This window comes from Halomonas shengliensis (assembly GCF_900104135.1).
Lineage (GTDB): Bacteria > Pseudomonadota > Gammaproteobacteria > Pseudomonadales > Halomonadaceae > Halomonas > Halomonas shengliensis.
Window position 1 is genome coordinate 1 of sequence record NZ_FNIV01000011.1, and the last position, 16,743, is coordinate 16,743.

Here is a 16,743-nt window from a genome sequence, read left to right on the forward strand (position 1 = left end):
CGGCAATGGAAACGTCCGCGAACCCGGTGTCGTAAGCTCCTGGCGCTGGGCCTAGATCCACAGCGCGCCTGGAAATCATCGGTAAACGGGCGAGGCCCTTGGTGGAATGCGGGTGCGCTGCACCTGCGCCACGCCTTGCCCAACCGCTGGTTCGCTCAGCGTGGGTTAATCTCGGTGCTGGATACGGTAAGAGGGCTTAGCCGTTCTTCGTGAACCGCCGTGGTACGGAACCGTATGCCCGGTGGTGTGGGAGGGCTCCGGGGGTGACCCCGGACCCTACCCGATCTTCTTGGTCTCCGGCCGTGCTGTGTCAACACGGTGCGCTGCACCAGGGCCAGGGACGATCCTGGGGCAGCCTGGTGTTCCCTTGCACCAGGATATCGCCTGTCGATGCCCGCCTGCTTCCGGGGGCAAGGTACAAATGACTGAATTGTAAAAGGAAAATCACCCTCGTGCCGGTGTGGCACATTCCTTGCGATAACAGCGCGAGACATCCTGCGATGGCCTCTCGCTGGAACCAATCGACAACAACATCGATCGCAAGGAGATCCCATGATCCCGTCATCCGTGACCCGCACCTCCCGCTGGCTGGCCGTACCGCTGCTCGGCGCCACCGTGGCATCCTCCGCCCTGGCCCAGGAAGACCCCATCAGGGTCGGCATCCTGCACTCCCTCTCCGGCACCATGGCGATCAGCGAGACGGTGCTCAAGGACACCGTGGAGATGCTGGTCGAACAGCAGAACGCCGAGGGCGGGCTGCTCGGCCGCGAGCTTGAAGCCGTGGTGGTGGACCCGGCCTCGGACTGGCCGCTGTTCGCCGAGAAGGCGCGCGAACTGCTGGCCCAGGAGGAGGTCGACGTCATCTTCGGCAACTGGACTTCGGTATCGCGCAAGTCGGTGCTGCCGGTGGTCGAGGAGCTCAACGGTCTGCTCTTCTATCCGGTGCAGTACGAGGGCGAGGAGTCCTCCGAGAACGTCTTCTATACCGGGGCGGCCCCCAACCAGCAGGCGATCCCCGCGGTCGACTACCTGATGAACAACGTCGGCGTGGAGCGCTGGGTGCTGGCCGGGACCGATTACGTCTACCCGCGTACCACCAACAAGATCCTCGAGGCCTACCTCAAGTCCTTCGGCGTCGCCGCCGACGACATCTTGGTCAACTACACCCCCTTCGGTCACTCCGATTGGCAGAACATCGTCTCCGAGATCAAGGCCTTCGGCAGCGAGGGCAAGAAGACCGCGGTGGTCTCGACGATCAACGGCGACGCCAACGTGCCTTTCTACCGCGAGCTCGGCAACCAGGGCATCGATGCCGCCGATATCCCGGTGGTGGCCTTCTCGGTGGGCGAGCAGGAGCTGACCGGCATCGACACCGCGCCCCTGGTCGGGCACCTGGCGGCCTGGAACTACTTCATGAGCGTCGACACCGACGCCAACTACGACTTCATCGACGCCTGGATCGACTATACCGGCGACGAGATGGCGGTGACCAACGACCCCATGGAGGCCCACTACATCGGCTTCAACATGTGGACCGAGGCCGTGCGCAAGGCCGGCACCACCGAGGTCGACGCGGTCAAGGAGGCCATCATCGGGGTCAGCGTCCCCAACCTCTCCGGTGGCTATGCGGCGATGATGCCCAACCACCACATCACCAAGCCGGTGCTGATCGGCGAGATCCAGGACAACGGGCAGTTCTCCATCGTCTGGGAGACCCCCTCCACGGTGGCCGGCGACGCTTGGTCGGACTACCTGGAGGGCTCCCGCGACCTGATCAGTGACTGGCGCAAGCCCATGGAATGCGGCAACTACAACGTCGTCAAGGGGAGCTGCGGGGGCAGCGAGGCCCAGGAAGAGGTCGCCTCCGCCGAATAGGAGGCGATTGCCACCGGGTCGTCCCCCGGCCCGGTGGCCGTGACACACCACTCGACGAACCTTCTCAGGACATGCCCATGACGATTCCCCCCTGCCTCGGTCGGCTGCTGGCCCTGTGCCTGCTGGTCTGGCTGCCGCTGTCGGCCAGCGCCCAGGATGACCCCGGCCAGGCCCTCCTCGAGCCCCTCGATGCCGCCTCCTATGCCCGGATGGGCGAGGCCATCGAGGCCATCATCGACAGCGGCGACGCGCGCAGCCGGGGCTGGCTGGAGGCGCTGCTGGGCGGCAAGCTGCATCGCCACAAGGACACGGGGCGCTTCGTGATGGTGCTCGAGAACCGCGGCCGCGACTGGCCGGTGGCCGATGCCCTGACCGGCGAGGCCCTCGGCGAGATGTCGCGGCGCGACCTCGACCGGCTCGGCATCAACAACGCCCTGCGCGGGCAGCTGCAGGGCGCGCTGGCGGTGCTCGACCTGCAGGCCGATGGGGTCAGCGAACGCCGTCAGGCGGCCCGCGAGCTCCTCGGCGACGTCGATGCCAGCCTCGCCGAGCCACTCGAGGCGGTCATCCGTGCCGAGCAAGATGCCGAGGTGCGCCGCCTGCTTCAGCAGGCACTGGCGATCCATCGCCTGGAAGTGGGGGATGTCGCCGCGGTGGCCGATCTGCAGGGCAGCCTCAACAGTCGGGTCAGGGCCGCCCTCAACTCCGCCGCGCGCAGCGGTGATCCGGCGCTGGCTGAGGCCGCCAGCATGGCCCTGGCCGATATCGAGCAGAAGATGAAACTCAACCGGGGGCTCGAGACCCTCTACTTCGGCCTGTCGCTGGGGTCGGTGCTGGTGCTGGCGGCCATCGGCCTGGCCATCACCTTCGGCGTCATGGGCGTGATCAACATGGCCCATGGCGAGCTGATCATGCTCGGGGCCTACACCACCTGGGCCATGCAGCAGCTGCTGCCCGGCCAGCCGGGGCTGGCGCTGGTGCTGTCGATCCCCGCGGGCTTCCTGGTGGCCGCGCTGGCCGGCATCGCCATCGAACGCGGCGTCATCCAGTTCCTCAAGGGACGTCCGCTGGAGACCCTGCTGGCGACCTTCGGTGTCAGCCTGATCCTCCAGCAGCTGGTGCGCACCCTGATCTCGCCGCTGAACCGTACCGTGGTCACTCCGGAGTGGATGAGCGGCTCCATCATGATCAACGAGGGGCTCTCGCTGACCCTCAATCGTCTTTACGTGCTGGGCTTCGCGCTGGTGGTGTTCGCCGGCCTGATGCTGGTGATGCGGCGAACCCGCCTGGGCCTCGAGGTGCGGGCGGTGACCCAGAACCGTGCCATGGCACGTTCCATGGGCATCCGGGCGACCCGCGTGGACATCATGACCTTCGCCCTGGGGTCGGGGGTGGCGGGGCTCGCCGGCGTGGCGCTCTCCCAGCTCACCAACGTGGGACCCAACCTCGGCCAGAACTACATCATCGACTCCTTCATGGTGGTGGTCTTCGGCGGCGTCGGGAACCTGTGGGGCACCCTGGTGGCCGGCCTGTCGCTGGGCGTGATCAACCAGGTCCTCGAGCCCTGGGCGGGCGCCGTGCTGGCCAAGATCCTGGTGCTCGTCTTCATCATCCTGTTCATCCAGAAGCGCCCCCGCGGACTCTTTCCGCAGAAGGGCCGGGCGGCGGAGGGCTGATCCATGCATTCGTCCACAGCGTGGCTGGCAAGACCCTTTCGTGAACGTGCCACACAGCTCTTCCTGGGCATCCTGCTGGCCGCCCTGGCGACGGTGACGCTGCTTAACCTGGCGCTGCCGGCAGGGCATCCGCTGCACATCTCGACCTACACCGTGACCCTGCTCGGCAAGTACCTGAGCTACGCCCTGCTGGCGGTGGCCGTCGACCTGGTGTGGGGCTACCTGGGCATCCTGAGCCTGGGGCACGGTGCCTTCTTCGCCCTGGGCGGCTATGCCATGGGGATGTACCTGATGCGCCAGATCGGCGACCGGGGCACTTACGGCGATCCCGTGCTGCCTGACTTCATGGTGTTCCTGGACTGGGACAGCCTGCCCTGGTACTGGCTGGGCTTCGACATGGCCTGGTTCGCCTTCGTGATGGTGCTGCTGGCGCCGGGCCTGCTGGCCCTGGTGTTCGGTTTCCTGGCGTTCCGTTCGCGGGTCACCGGGGTCTACCTGTCGATCATCACCCAGGCGCTGACCTTTGCCCTGATGCTGGCCTTCTTCCGCAACGAGATGGGCTTCGGGGGCAACAACGGCCTGACGGACTTCAAGGAGCTGCTGGGCTTCGACCTGAGAAGCGATGCCACCCGTCTCGGGCTCTTCCTGGCCACCGGCATCGCCCTGGCGCTGGGGTATGTGCTGTGCCGGGCCATCGTCGCCAGCAAGCTCGGCCGGGTCTGCGTGGCCACCCGCGACGCCGAGGCCCGCACCCGCTTCCTCGGCTACCGCGTCGAGCGCTTCCAGCTGTTCGTCTTCGTGGTTTCGGCGATGCTCGCCGGCGTCGCCGGGGCGCTCTACGTGCCCCAGGTGGGCATCATCAACCCCGGCGAGTTCTCGCCGATCTTCTCCATCGAGATCGTGCTCTGGGTCGCTCTGGGCGGGCGCGCCACCCTCTACGGGGCGGTCATCGGGGCGATACTGGTCAACTATGCCAAGACGGTCTTCACCGGCGTGATGCCCGATGCCTGGCTGTTCGCCCTGGGTGGCCTCTTCGTGCTGGTCACGGTGCTGCTGCCCAAGGGCATCTCCGGCCTGCTCGCCTACCGCCTGACACCACGGCGCCTCCAGCGCGAGCCCGCCGACCCGTCATCACCTCACCGGGAGGCCTCCACATGAACTTGCTGCATTCCCTGGCCGATCGTGATCGCGTCTTCGACTTCCTGGTCCCCGCCACCTCGCCGGTGGATGTTCGTCACGGCCCGATCCTCTATCTGGAAGATGTCACCGTCAGCTTCGACGGTTTCAAGGCCATCGATGAGCTGAACCTGACCATCGACGACGGTGAGCTGCGCTGCATCATCGGCCCCAACGGCGCGGGCAAGACCACCATGATGGACATCATTACCGGCAAGACGCGTCCCGACCGTGGCTCGGTGTGGTTTGGCAGCCGGCACGACCTGCTGGCCATGAACGAGCCCCAGATCGCCAGCCTCGGCATCGGCCGCAAGTTCCAGAAGCCCACCGTCTTCGAGGCGCTGACGGTGTTCGAGAACCTTGAGCTGGCCATGGCGGCCGACAAGCGCATCCTGCCCACGCTCACCGCGCGACTGACCGGGGAGTTCCGCGATCGCATCGATGAGGTGCTCGCCACTATCGGCCTCTCCGAGCTGCGCCAGCGTCCGGCGGGCATCCTCTCCCACGGCCAGAAGCAGTGGCTGGAGATCGGCATGCTGCTGATGCAACGGCCGCGGCTGCTGCTGGTGGACGAGCCGGTGGCGGGCATGACCGAGCAGGAGATGGAGCGCACCGCCGAGCTGCTCACCGGCCTCGCCGGCAAGGGCAAGCAGTCGGTGGTGGTGGTGGAGCACGACATGGGCTTCGTGCGCTCCATCGCCCGCACGGTGACGGTGCTGCACCAGGGCAGCGTGCTTGCCGAGGGCAGCATGGACCAGGTCTCCGGTGATCCGCGGGTGGTCGAGGTCTATCTGGGCGTCGACCCAGACGAGGAGGCCGCCTGATGCTGACCATCGACTCGCTCAACCAGTTCTACGGCGAGAGCCATACCCTCTGGGACCTGAACCTCGAGGTGCCGGCGGGGCAGTGCACCTGCGTGATGGGCCGCAACGGGGTGGGCAAGACTACCTTGATGAAGGCGATCATGGGGGAGGTCGCCGTGGCCTCGGGCAGCATCCGCTATGCCGGCGAGGTGGAGTTGACCCGCCGCCGGGTGGAGGATCGTTCGCGGCTGGGTATCGGCTACGTGCCCCAGGGACGGCAGATCTTCCCGCTGCTCAGCGTGGAGGAGAACCTGCGCACGGGGCTCGCCGCCCGAGGCGATGGCCTGAAGCGCATCCCCGAGCGCATCTATGAGCTATTCCCGGTGCTCGAGGAGATGAAGCAGCGTCGTGGCGGTGACCTCTCCGGCGGGCAGCAGCAGCAGCTGGCCATCGGCCGCGCCCTGGTGCTGGAACCGCGCCTGCTGATACTCGATGAGCCGGGGGAGGGGATCCAGCCCAACATCGTGGCCCAGATCGGCGAGGTGATCCGTCGGCTGATCGCCGAGGATGGCCTCAGCGTGCTGCTGGTGGAGCAGAAGCTGCCCTTCGCCCGCCGCTATGCCGACCGCTTCGCGATCCTGGACCGCGGTCGACCGGTCGCCGGCGGGGCGATCGGTGAGCTCTCCGATGCCCTTATCCGTGAACACCTGACGGTATAGGCGCCCTTCTTGCGAGGAGCAAGGAGCAAGGGTATCTGCGCCTTTTTGGGCCGTTGGCCCGAGCGGCTGCACCCGAAGGGGGCGTCGAGGTATGGCGGCTGCACCTCAAGAGGACGGGGAGGGGCGTTTACGGTGGCCGGTGAGTTTCTTCAAGTGGATGAATTTCAATAACTAATTCTCTCATTCCCCTTTCTGGTACATCCCTTGCTGTATTGCTGGGCAGAGATGCCCGGCCGAGAGCTGCCCATGACCGCCTTCGCGACCTCCTTGACTACCATGCCGCCGGCCGACTCCGGCCATCGCTTCGATGCGGATCGCCACTGGGCGGCCTCTCTCGAGCTCGGCTTCGAGCCCCGTGACGGGGTCACCCGCCTGACCCCCTGCCGTCACCGTGGCCCGTTGCGCGTCCAGCGCCCCTTTCACCCTGAAGGCCGCGACGGCGTCTGCCATGTCTATCTGCTCCATCCGCCCGGCGGCCTGGTCAGCGGCGATGCCTTGAACATCGAGGTCGGCGTCCAGGGCGGGGCTCGTGCGCTGCTCACGACGCCCGCCGCCAACAAGCTCTACCGCGCCGATAGCCATGCGGTGGCCTGGCGGCAGCACACGCGACTGGTGGTCGCCGACGGCGGGGAGCTGGAGTGGCTGCCCCAGGAGACCCTCGCCTTCGATGGCTCACGTGGCGCGCAGTCCACCGAGATAGCCCTCGACGGCGATGCCCGCTGCCTGGGGTGGGAGGTGATGGCCCTGGGCCGGCCCGCGAGCTCGCTGCCCTTCTCCACGGGGTGCATCGAGCAGCGTTTCCGCCTGACCCGGTACGGCAGGCCGCTGTGGCTCGAGCGCCAGCCGCTGGACCCGGCTCACCCGCGCTTCCGGGGGCGCTGGGGGCAGGGCGGTGCCAGCGTGCAGGCCACCCTGTGGGCGGTGGGCCTGAATGATGAGGCCGGGGCCGTCGAGGCCCTGCGCGAGGGGCTCGGCGCCTCGCCCCGCTGGGCGGTCACCGTGCGCCATGGCGTGCTGCTGCTGCGCTATCTGGGCCAGGAGTGTTGCGAGGCCTGGGCGCTCTGTGAGGCCGCCTGGCGGGTGCTGCGCCCCCGCCTGCTGGGCCGCGAGGCGCATCCGCCGCGCATCTGGCGCACCTGATCCCCCACTTCCCGCGGAGGCCCGACATGGAACTGACCCCCAGAGACAAGGACAAGCTGCTGCTCTTCGCGGCGGCCCAGCTGGCCGAGCGACGCCGTGCGCGCGGCCTGAAGCTCAACTACCCGGAGGCGGTCGCCCTGATCAGCTTCGAGATCCTCGAAGGCGCCCGGGACGGTCGCAGCGTCGCCGACCTGATGAGCTTCGGCCGCGAGATCCTGTCCCGAGATGATGTCATGGAGGGGGTGGCCGAGATGGTCGAGGAGGTGCAGGTGGAGGCCACCTTTCCCGATGGCACCAAGCTGGTCACCGTTCACACCCCCATCGTCTAGGAGAGCCCCATGATTCCCGGTGAGTATCAGTTGCAGGAGGGCGAGATTTCGCTCTGCGAGGGACGTCAACGGATCACGCTCGAGGTCGCCAATACCGGCGACCGCCCCATCCAGGTCGGCTCCCACTACCACTTCGCCGAGGCCAACCCGGCGCTCACCTTCGACCGCGCCAAGGCGCTTGGCCATCGCCTCGACGTGGCCGCCGGCACGGCGATCCGCTTCGAGCCGGGCCAGACCCGCGAGGTGACGCTGATCCCCTATGTCGGACGGCGGCACATCTATGGCTTTCGCGGCGCCGTCATGGGCGCGCTGGATGACCAGGGAGACGCGTCATGAAGATCAGCCGCCAGGCCTATGCCGACATGTACGGCCCCACGACGGGCGACCGGGTGCGCCTCGGCGACACCGCGTTGTGGATCGAGGTGGAGCGCGACGCCACCCGCTACGGCGAGGAGGTGAAGTTCGGCGGCGGCAAGGTGATCCGCGACGGCATGGGGCAGAGCCAGCGCCACGACGACGGTGTGATGGACACTGTGATCACCAACGCCCTGATCCTCGACTGGTGGGGCATCGTTAAGGCGGATGTGGGCATCCAGGCCGGGCGGATCGCCGCCATCGGCAAGGCGGGTAACCCCGACACCCAGCCGGGGGTGGAGATCGTCATCGGCCCGGGCACCGAGGTGATCGCCGGCGAGGGCAAGATCTTGACCGCCGGCGGCATCGATGCCCATATCCACTTCATCTGCCCCCAGCAGGTGGAGGAGGCGCTGATGAGCGGCATCACCACCATGCTGGGCGGCGGCACCGGGCCGGCCACCGGCTCCAACGCCACTACCTGCACCCCGGGGGCCTGGCACCTGGGCAGGATGCTGCAGGCGGTGGATGACCTACCGATGAACATCGGTTTCCTCGGCAAGGGCAACGCCAGCCTGCCCGAGGCGCTCGAGGCGCAGCTCGAGGCCGGCGCCATGGGCCTCAAGCTCCACGAGGACTGGGGCACCACCCCGGCCTCCATCGACAACTGCCTTGCCGTGGCCGAGCGCTACGACGTGCAGATCGCCATCCACACCGACACCCTGAACGAGTCGGGCTTCGTGGAGGACACCCTGGCGGCCTTCAAGGAGCGCTGCATCCACACCTACCACACCGAGGGCGCCGGGGGCGGCCACGCACCGGATATCCTCACCGCCTGCTCGAAGCCCTATGTGCTGCCGTCCTCCACCAACCCGACGCGCCCCTACACCGTCAACACCATCGACGAGCACCTGGACATGCTGATGGTGTGCCACCACCTGGATCCCAACATCCCCGAGGACGTGGCCTTCGCCGACTCGCGCATCCGCCGCGAGACCATCGCCGCCGAGGACATCCTCCAGGACCTCGGCGTGATCTCGATGATCGCCTCGGACTCCCAGGCCATGGGCCGCGTCGGCGAGGTGATCTGCCGCACCTGGCAGACCGCCCACAAGATGAAGGTGCAGCGGGGCCTGCTGCCCGAGGACGAGGCGCTCGGCGCCGACAACCACCGGGCCCGGCGCTACATCGCCAAGGTCACCATCAACCCCGCCATCACCCACGGCATCGGCCACGAGGTGGGCTCCATCGAGGTCGGCAAGCTCGCCGACCTGGTGCTCTGGAAGCCGGCCTTCTTCGGCACCAAGCCGGCGCTGATCCTCAAGGGCGGGATGATCGCCGCGGCGCCCATGGGCGACCCCAACGCCTCGATTCCCACGCCGCAGCCGGTGCACTACCGGCCGATGTTCGGCGCCTTCGGGCGCGCCGTAAGCCAGACCCGCCTGACCTTCGTCAGCCAGGCGGCGCTGGCGGCGGGCATCGGGGAGCGGCTGGCGTTGCGCAGCCCGCTCAGCGCCTGCCGCGATGTCAGGCAGGTCAGGAAGCGCGATATGAAGCTCAACGACGCCTGCCCCGAACTCTCGGTGGACCCCCAGACCTACGAGGTGCGCTGCGACGGGGAGCTTCTGACCTGCGAGCCCGCCACCGAGTTGCCCCTGGCCCAGCGCTACCACCTGTTCTGAGTCGTGGGCGACAACCTCCTGGAGACGCTGCCAATGCTGAAACTGACCGAACGCCTGGGCCCCATCGCGGCCGAACGGGCCATCGACACCCTGACGCTGCCCTTCGAGCGGCGCGTGCTGGGCCGCATGAAGGCGGAAAGCGACGCCGGCCGCGACCTCGGCCTCTTCCTCGACCGCGGCCCGGTGCTGCGCGACGGCGAGGGGCTGCGCGCCCCGAGCGGCGAGGTGGTGCGCATCCGCGCCGCCGCGGAGCCGGTGGTCACCGCCCGCATCACGGCCGGGCTGCCCCTGGCGCGCCTCGCCTACCACCTGGGCAACCGCCACGTGCAGCTGGCACTGGGCGAGGACGAGCAGGGCGGGTTCGTGCGCTTCCCGCCGGACCATGTGCTGGAGGCGCTGGCCGAACGGCTCGGCGCACGGCTGGAGCGCCACCAGGCCCCCTTCGATCCGGAGCCCGGCGCCTACCAGCAGCTCGGTGGGCACGCTCATGGCCACGACGCTCATTACCACGATCACGACCATGGCCATTCCCATGCCCACTGAGGCGGCCATGACGCCGACGGGTCAGGGCGACGATCTGGCCCTGCTGGGGTTGCTGCAGCTGGTCAGCCCGGCGCTGCCCATCGGTGCCTTCGCCTTCTCCCAGGGGCTGGAGAGCGCCTTCGAACTGGGCTGGGTGAACGACGAGGCGAGCCTGGGCGACTGGCTGGAAGGCGTGCTCGAGGATGGCCTGACCCGCTGCGAGCTGCCGGCGCTGGCCCGCCTGCATGCCGCCTGGTCGGAGGGCGATGGCGCGGCGATCGCCGCCTGGGACGCCTGGCTCGCCGCCAACCGCGAGACCGCGGAGCTCGCCGCCGAGGATGCGCGCCTGGGCGCCGCGCTTGCCCGCCTGCTGGGCAGCCTTGCGCTGCTGCCGGCCGACCTTCCCGAGGGCGAGCCGGCGCTGCCGGCGCTGCCGGCGGGGGCCGGCTACGTCACGCTGTTCGCCTGGGCGGCCCGGGTGCGCGGCGTGCCGCTGCGCCCGGCGCTGCTCGGCTTCGCCTGGGCCTGGCTGGAGAACCAGCTGGCCGTGGCCTGCAAGGCGCTGCCGCTGGGGCATACCGCCGCCCAGCGCCTGGTCGAGCGGCTGCGTCCGGCACTGGTGGCCGCGGTGGACGAGGCCCTGGCCCTGCCCGATGACGCGCTCGGCCCGGCGCTGCCCGGCCTGGCGCTGGCCAGCGCCCTGCACGAGACCCAGTATTCGCGACTGTTCAGAAGCTAGTGCCGTCAGGATAACGACGACAGAGTGCAAAAGGAGAAACGACATGACCCATTGCCTGCGTGTTGGCGTCGGCGGCCCGGTGGGCTCCGGCAAGACGGCGCTGCTCAAGCAGCTCTGCCGGGCCCTGCGCGACCACTACGATATCGCCGTGGTGACCAACGATATCTACACCCGCGAGGACGCCGACTTCCTGCTGCGCCATGAGGCGCTCGCCGCCGATCGCATCCTCGGCGTGGAGACTGGCGGCTGCCCGCACACGGCGATCCGCGAGGACGCCTCCATGAACCTCGCCGCCATCGACGAACTCCAGGCGCGTCACCCTGGCCTGGAGCTGGTGCTGGTGGAGTCCGGCGGCGACAACCTCTCGGCCACCTTCAGTCCCGAGCTCTCCGACCTCACCCTCTACGTGATCGATGTCTCCGCCGGCGACAAGATCCCCCGCAAGGGTGGGCCGGGGATCACCAAGTCGGATCTGCTGATCATCAACAAGATCGATATCGCCGAGCAGGTCCACGCCTCGCTGGAGGTGATGGAGCGTGATTCCCGCAAGATGCGCGGCGAGCGGCCCTTCGTCTTTACCAACCTTTACGACGGCGTGGGCCTGGAGACGATCATCGCGTTCATCCTCGACCGCGGCATGCTGCCGGAGCGGCGGCCACAGGCGACCGCTGTCTCGGCCTGAGGCAGCGCTCGCCACCCTCCCACGACCATCAGGAGCCTCACCATGTCCCTTCGTCTCATCCGTTCGCTGCGCCTTCTCGTCCTCGGGGCGCTCGCCGTGGGCGCCACCGCACCGGCGCTGGCCCACTCCGGCCACGATGCCCCCGCGGTGCATGCCCATACCGGCAGCCCGGCGCTGCTGGCGTTCATCGCCATCCTTCTGGTGGGAACGGCGGGGGCTGCCGTCGCGGTGCGCCTGCTCCTGCGCCGCCGACGTCTGGCGCGATCGCGCGGCTAGCGTCCTGGCAGGCCCCCTCGCGCCCGGCCTCGGCCGGGCGCGCTGCTTCTCGCCTCGCCAGGCGCTATGCTGGCCCTTCATCGCCACGCATCACGGCGACCGTTCACGGCAGGGAGTGGAGCCGCATGGGACGAAGCGGGCAGGGGAGACGACGGATGTGGTCATGGATCGTGACGCTGCTGCTGGCCTGGGTCGCCATGGGGGCCTGGCAGCGCCTCAAGCCGCTGCCCGAGGGCATCGGGGTGGCCTTCCCCGAGCGTCCCGCGGTGGAGGCGCGTTTCCTGGCCGACCAGACCTGGTACGACGCCGAGGGGAAGCGCCACCAGCAGCAGGCGATCTTCGACGAGATGCTCGCCATGATCGCCCAGGCGCGGCGCCTGGTGGTGGCGGACATGTTTCTCTACAACGACTTCGCCGGCAGCGCCGAGGGCGACGGCTTCCGCCCGCTCTCCGAGGAGCTGACCGCTGCCCTGGTCGAGCAGAAGCGTCGCCACCCCGGGCTCGCGGCGGTGGTGATCAGCGACCCCCTCAATACCCTCTATGGGGGCCTTGCGCTCGACCACTTCGCCCGCCTGCGCGAGGCAGGGATCACGGTGGTGGAGACCGACCTGACCCGCCTGCGCGCCTCGAACCCGCTCTGGTCCGGGCTCTGGCACCTGGGGCCGCGCTGGCTCGGCAACGACCCCGACGGCGGCTGGCTGCCCAACGCCCTGGGACCGGGGCGGGTCCCGCTGCGCAGCTACCTGGCACTGCTCAACTTCAACGCCAACCATCGCAAGACCCTGGTGGTGGACCAGGGCGATGGCTGGGCGGGCCTCGTCACCTCGGCCAACCCCCATGACGCCAGCAGCCGCCACGGCAATGTGGCGCTGCGCTTCGGGGGCGCGGCGGCGCTGGACCTGCTGGCCAGCGAGCGGCCGGTGGCGGCCTGGTCCGGTGTGGCGCTGCCCGGCCCCGAGGCGCCCGCCTCCGCGGCGGCCCCCGATGACGGCCGCCTGCAGCTGCTCACCGAGGGGGCGATCCGCGACGCCCTGATCCGTGCCATCGAGGCCGCCACGGCGGGGGAGCGCCTGGACCTGGCGGTCTTCTACCTCGCCCACCGCGGGGTGGTTACGGCGCTCAAGCGGGCCGCCGCGCGCGGGGTGCGGGTAAGGGTGCTGCTCGACCCCAACCGCGACGCCTTCGGCATCGAGAAGGGCGGCATCCCCAATCGCCCGGTGGCACGGGAGCTGGTCGAGGCCGGCCTCGAGGTGCGCTGGTGCGTGACGAAGGGCGAGCAGTGCCACAGCAAGCTGCTGCTGCGCCGCCCGGCCGACGGCGGCGACGCGGAGCTGATCCTCGGCTCGGCCAACTTCACCCGGCGCAACCTCGATGACCTCAACCTGGAGACCAGCGTGCGCCTGGCGGGGCCGGCAACCCTGCCGGCGCTGCGCGAGGCCGCGCGCTTCTTCGAGTCGCGCTGGACGAGCACGCCCGAGCGCACCACCAGCGAGCCCTTCGCGGCCTTCGACGATACCTCGCTGTGGCAGCGCTGGCGCTACCGGCTGATGGAGACGACGGGGCTGTCGACGTTCTGACCGCGGAAGGCGCTCGACCTTACGAGGGAGTCAATCGACGTGGGTCACGGCCTGGCGCCGGGGGTCGAGGTGCCAGGGCAGGCCGAGGCGGGCGTTGCGCTCCAGCTCGGCGATCACCTGGGCGCCCAGCAGCAGGATGATGGCCCCCACCTCCAGGCTCAGCAGCACCACGATCAGGGTCGCCAGGGAGCCGTAGACGGCGTTGACGAAGGAGAGGTTGGCGAAGTAGTAGACCAGCAGCAGGCGTACCCCCTCCCACAACAGCGCCGCCACCAGGCCGCCGACGATGGCCCGGCGCAGCGCGACCCGCACCACCGGCAGCACCTTGTAGATGGCGCTGAAGAGCAGGAAGACACCGGCGAAGCTGGTGAGGTTGAGCAGCGGCTCGGAGAGCCCCGCCAGGGGCAGGTCGCGTCCGGTGAGGGCCAGCGTCAGGGCATTGAGCCCGCTGACCAGGCTGACCAGCAGGGTCAGTGCCAGCAGGCCCGCGCCCAGCACTAGCATGAAGGCGTAGGGCAGCAGCACCGAGACCCACAGGCTGCGCCCCTGGTGGGGGGCATCCGGGGCGTGGAAGATGATCGCCAGGGCGTCCTCAAGCATGCGAAACGCGAAGGAGCTGAACAGCAGCAGCACCGGGAAGCCGAGAAGCCCGATCACCTCCCGGGAGTCGAGCAGGGTGCGCACCGCCTCCAGCAGCACCTCGGCGTGGGCCGGCGCCAGGTGGCGGGCCTGGACCGAGAGCACCTCCAGCAGGTGGGCCTCGTCGACCACCCCGGCCAGCAGCACCACCAGCAGGGCGAACAGCGGTACGATGGAGAGCAGGATGTTGTAGCCCACGCCGCCGGCCAGCAGGATGCCGCGGTTTCGCAGGAAGGCGACGAGCACCCGCCACAGGAAGCGGCCGATGCGCGGCAGCAGGGTCACGGCGAGGAGCAGCGAGCGGCGCTGTGGGCTGGGAGAGGTCATCGGCCTGGCCTTCCATGGGCGTTGGGGCATCATACGCCGGTGGCCGCGACTCGCGTCAACGCAGTGGACGTTTAGCCTCAGGGCTCGTGACCCCGGCGAGGGTGCATTATGCTGTCCGTCGACCTCATCCGATTCGCGAGCACACCTTGGCACGACCCTCCGCGCTGACCCTGCACTCCCTGGCCACCTTCCTGGCTTGCCTGCTGCTGCTGGGCATGGGCTGGCAGGCCGCCCGGGTGCAGCAGTCGCTGCTGGATGCCAATGCCTCCGTCCAGACCGGCCTCGAGCTGGTGACCTCGCTCCAGGAGATGCAGACCACCCTGCTCGACGTGGAGACGGGCGAGCGGGGCTTCGTCATCACCGGTCGGCCCAACTACTTGCTGCCCTATCGTGAGGCGCGAGCGCGCCTTGCCGCCGAACGTGAGAGGTTGGGTCACCTGCTGGCCGAGCGCCGCAGTGATGATATCGAGTCGACCCTGGCGCGGCTCGATGCGCTGATCGAGCAGCGCCTGTCCATCGCCGAGACCAACATCGCGGTGCGCGAGAGCGACGGGCTCGAGGCCGCGGCGCTGAGGCTCCTGGCGGCTGGGGGGCGACAGACCATGGACGCCATCCGCGAGCTGCTCCAGGCGCAGGAGGCGCAGGAGCGCCGGGGTCTCGCCCGCGACACGGGGGAGGCAGCCGCCCAGGCCGAGCGTGCCAGGCATCAGGGCCTGCTGGGAGCCCTGATGGTGGCCCTGCTGGCGTTGGCTGCCTACTCGACGATCCGCCATGCGTTGACGCTGCGCCGGCGGCTGCTCGAGGAAGCGGAGCACCGCGAGGCGCGCCTCGAGGCGATCCTCGAGGCGGTCCCCGATGACCTCTACCGGATCACTGCCGACCGGCAGGTGACGCGCCTGGGCGACGACGGCGAGGTATCCCCGTCCCTTCGCGAAACGCTGCTCGAGCATCTCGGCACTCCCCAGGGAGTGGTGGGGCGTCACGACTTCCTCTGGCACCAGGCGGATCCACCCGCGGCCTTAGAGGTGCGCCTGTTGCCCACCCGCGATGGCGAACACCTGGCCATCGCCCGTGATGTGACCGAGCGGCGTCAGATCGAGCGAATCAAGGCCGAGTTCGTCGCCACGGTCAGCCACGAGCTGCGCACCCCCCTGACGGCGATTCGCGGTGCCCTGGGCATGCTGGCCCAGGGCATGGCTGGCACGCTGGCCGACGACGCCCGCTCGCTGGTGACCGTGGCAGAACGCAACGGCGAGCGACTGTCGCGGCTGATCGATGACATCCTCGACATGGAGAAGCTCGAGGCCGGACAGCTGGTCATGCAGCCCCGGCGGGTCTCGCTGGTCGACCTTGTTCAGCGCGCGATCACCGACAACGCTCCCTTCGCCGAGAGTTTCTCGGTCGGACTGGTGCTGGCGCCGCCGCTGCCTGCGGAGGATCGCGTCAGCGTCGATCCCGAGCGCTTCGCCCAGGTGATGGCCAACCTGCTCTCCAACGCCATCAAGCACTCGCCGGCTGGCGAGGAGGTCACGTTGGCGGTGACCCCCGCCGTCCGGGGTGGGGGTGATGGGCTCGAGGTATCGGTGATCGATCATGGGCAGGGGATCCCCCTGGCGTTCCAGTCCCGTGTCTTCGAGCGTTTCGCCCAGGCCGATGGCTCAGACCGTCGCCGCACCGGCGGCACCGGGCTTGGCCTAGCCATCACTCGGCGCCTGGTCGAGCTGATGGAGGGCGAGATTGGTTTCGTCTCCGTGCCGGGGGAGGGAACCCGGTTTCATGTATGGTTGCCCCGTTGCCAACCGCCATTCGCGTCGATCAAGGAGGAGAGACCATGAACGATCACGCCCCCCGGCAGAAGATCCTGATGGTGGAGGATGAGGAGGATATCGCCTTCCTGCTCCGCTTCCTGCTCGAGCGCCACGGCTTCTCGGTCCGGCATGCGGCGGATGGTCGCCAGGCACTGGCGGCGCTGGAAGAGGAGAGCGTGCCCGACCTGGTACTTCTGGATGTGATGTTGCCCTACCATGACGGCCTGGAAGTGATCGAGCAGCTGCGCCGGCGGCCCGCCTGGCAGGCGGTGCCGGTGGTGATGCTCACCGCCAAGGCCCGCGAGGTGGATGTGGTGCGGGCCCTGGAGCTGGGCGCCGACGACTATGTGACCAAGCCCTTTCAACCGGATGAACTGCTGGCGCGCCTGCGCCGCTTGATGAGGAGGCGTTGATGCAAG

At 68.9% G+C, this 16,743-nt stretch carries 17 protein-coding genes; 16 read left to right on the plus strand and 1 reads right to left on the minus strand.

Annotation, left to right across the window (positions count from 1 at the left end; all coding sequences use genetic code 11):
• The first annotated feature begins 552 nt into the window (after nt 1–552).
• The 14 genes from urtA to BLP95_RS14045 all read left to right on the plus strand — a co-directional run bounded on the left by urtA (nt 553) and on the right by BLP95_RS14045 (nt 13,550).
• Nucleotides 553–1,875 (plus strand): urea ABC transporter substrate-binding protein, encoded by a 1,323-nt coding sequence (gene urtA / locus BLP95_RS13980; protein ID WP_089680421.1) that lies wholly within the window; start codon nt 553–555, stop codon nt 1,873–1,875.
• A gap of 77 nt (nt 1,876–1,952) precedes the next feature.
• On the plus strand, nt 1,953–3,551 hold the full coding sequence (gene urtB, locus BLP95_RS13985) for an urea ABC transporter permease subunit UrtB (protein WP_425402567.1): 1,599 nt from the start codon (nt 1,953–1,955) through the stop codon (nt 3,549–3,551).
• 3 nt (nt 3,552–3,554) lie between these two features.
• Nucleotides 3,555–4,709, plus strand: a complete 1,155-nt coding sequence (gene urtC / locus BLP95_RS13990) for an urea ABC transporter permease subunit UrtC (protein ID WP_089680425.1) — start codon at nt 3,555–3,557, stop codon at nt 4,707–4,709.
• On the plus strand, nt 4,706–5,551 hold the full coding sequence (gene urtD / locus BLP95_RS13995) for an urea ABC transporter ATP-binding protein UrtD (protein WP_089680427.1): 846 nt from the start codon (nt 4,706–4,708) through the stop codon (nt 5,549–5,551). Before urtC ends, urtD begins: the two co-directional genes overlap by 4 nt.
• Nucleotides 5,551–6,249, plus strand: coding sequence for an urea ABC transporter ATP-binding subunit UrtE (gene urtE, locus BLP95_RS14000; protein WP_089680429.1), 699 nt, complete (start codon nt 5,551–5,553; stop codon nt 6,247–6,249). Before urtD ends, urtE begins: the two co-directional genes overlap by 1 nt.
• 246 nt (nt 6,250–6,495) lie before the next feature.
• Nucleotides 6,496–7,389 carry an urease accessory protein UreD gene (locus BLP95_RS14005; protein ID WP_089680431.1) on the plus strand — a complete coding sequence of 298 codons (894 nt, stop codon included), beginning with the start codon at nt 6,496–6,498 and terminating at the stop codon, nt 7,387–7,389.
• Between the two features lie 26 nt (nt 7,390–7,415).
• Nucleotides 7,416–7,718 (plus strand): urease subunit gamma, encoded by a 303-nt coding sequence (locus BLP95_RS14010; protein WP_089680433.1) that lies wholly within the window; start codon nt 7,416–7,418, stop codon nt 7,716–7,718.
• A gap of 9 nt (nt 7,719–7,727) precedes the next feature.
• Nucleotides 7,728–8,054: an urease subunit beta gene (locus BLP95_RS14015; protein ID WP_089680435.1), complete on the plus strand. Its 327-nt coding sequence runs from the start codon at nt 7,728–7,730 to the stop codon at nt 8,052–8,054.
• Nucleotides 8,051–9,754, plus strand: a complete 1,704-nt coding sequence (ureC, locus tag BLP95_RS14020; RefSeq protein ID WP_089680437.1) for an urease subunit alpha — start codon at nt 8,051–8,053, stop codon at nt 9,752–9,754. The genes BLP95_RS14015 and ureC overlap by 4 nt, the downstream gene beginning before the upstream one ends.
• 33 nt (nt 9,755–9,787) lie before the next feature.
• Entirely contained in the window at nt 9,788–10,297 is a 510-nt protein-coding gene (ureE, locus tag BLP95_RS14025) for an urease accessory protein UreE (protein ID WP_089680439.1), read from the plus strand.
• Complete coding sequence (locus BLP95_RS14030) at nt 10,287–11,015, plus strand: urease accessory protein UreF (protein WP_089680589.1); 729 nt, start codon at nt 10,287–10,289, stop codon at nt 11,013–11,015. The genes ureE and BLP95_RS14030 overlap by 11 nt, the downstream gene beginning before the upstream one ends.
• A gap of 43 nt (nt 11,016–11,058) precedes the next feature.
• On the plus strand, nt 11,059–11,697 hold the full coding sequence (gene ureG / locus BLP95_RS14035) for an urease accessory protein UreG (protein WP_089680441.1): 639 nt from the start codon (nt 11,059–11,061) through the stop codon (nt 11,695–11,697).
• Between the two features lie 42 nt (nt 11,698–11,739).
• Nucleotides 11,740–11,973 carry a hypothetical protein gene (locus BLP95_RS14040; RefSeq protein ID WP_089680443.1) on the plus strand — a complete coding sequence of 78 codons (234 nt, stop codon included), beginning with the start codon at nt 11,740–11,742 and terminating at the stop codon, nt 11,971–11,973.
• A gap of 155 nt (nt 11,974–12,128) precedes the next feature.
• Entirely contained in the window at nt 12,129–13,550 is a 1,422-nt protein-coding gene (locus tag BLP95_RS14045) for a phospholipase D family protein (protein ID WP_089680445.1), read from the plus strand.
• Between the two features lie 30 nt (nt 13,551–13,580).
• Here the strand turns inward: BLP95_RS14045 and BLP95_RS14050 are convergent, their stop codons facing one another.
• Nucleotides 13,581–14,516, minus strand: a complete 936-nt coding sequence (locus BLP95_RS14050; RefSeq protein WP_089680447.1) for a YihY/virulence factor BrkB family protein — start codon at nt 14,514–14,516, stop codon at nt 13,581–13,583.
• 146 nt (nt 14,517–14,662) lie between these two features.
• Between BLP95_RS14050 and BLP95_RS14055 the strand changes: the two genes are divergently transcribed.
• Both BLP95_RS14055 and BLP95_RS14060 read left to right on the plus strand, forming a co-directional pair.
• Entirely contained in the window at nt 14,663–16,351 is a 1,689-nt protein-coding gene (locus BLP95_RS14055) for a sensor histidine kinase (RefSeq protein WP_176760300.1), read from the plus strand.
• Nucleotides 16,348–16,737 (plus strand): response regulator, encoded by a 390-nt coding sequence (locus tag BLP95_RS14060; protein ID WP_089680451.1) that lies wholly within the window; start codon nt 16,348–16,350, stop codon nt 16,735–16,737. The genes BLP95_RS14055 and BLP95_RS14060 overlap by 4 nt, the downstream gene beginning before the upstream one ends.
• The last annotated feature ends 6 nt before the right edge of the window (nt 16,738–16,743 follow it).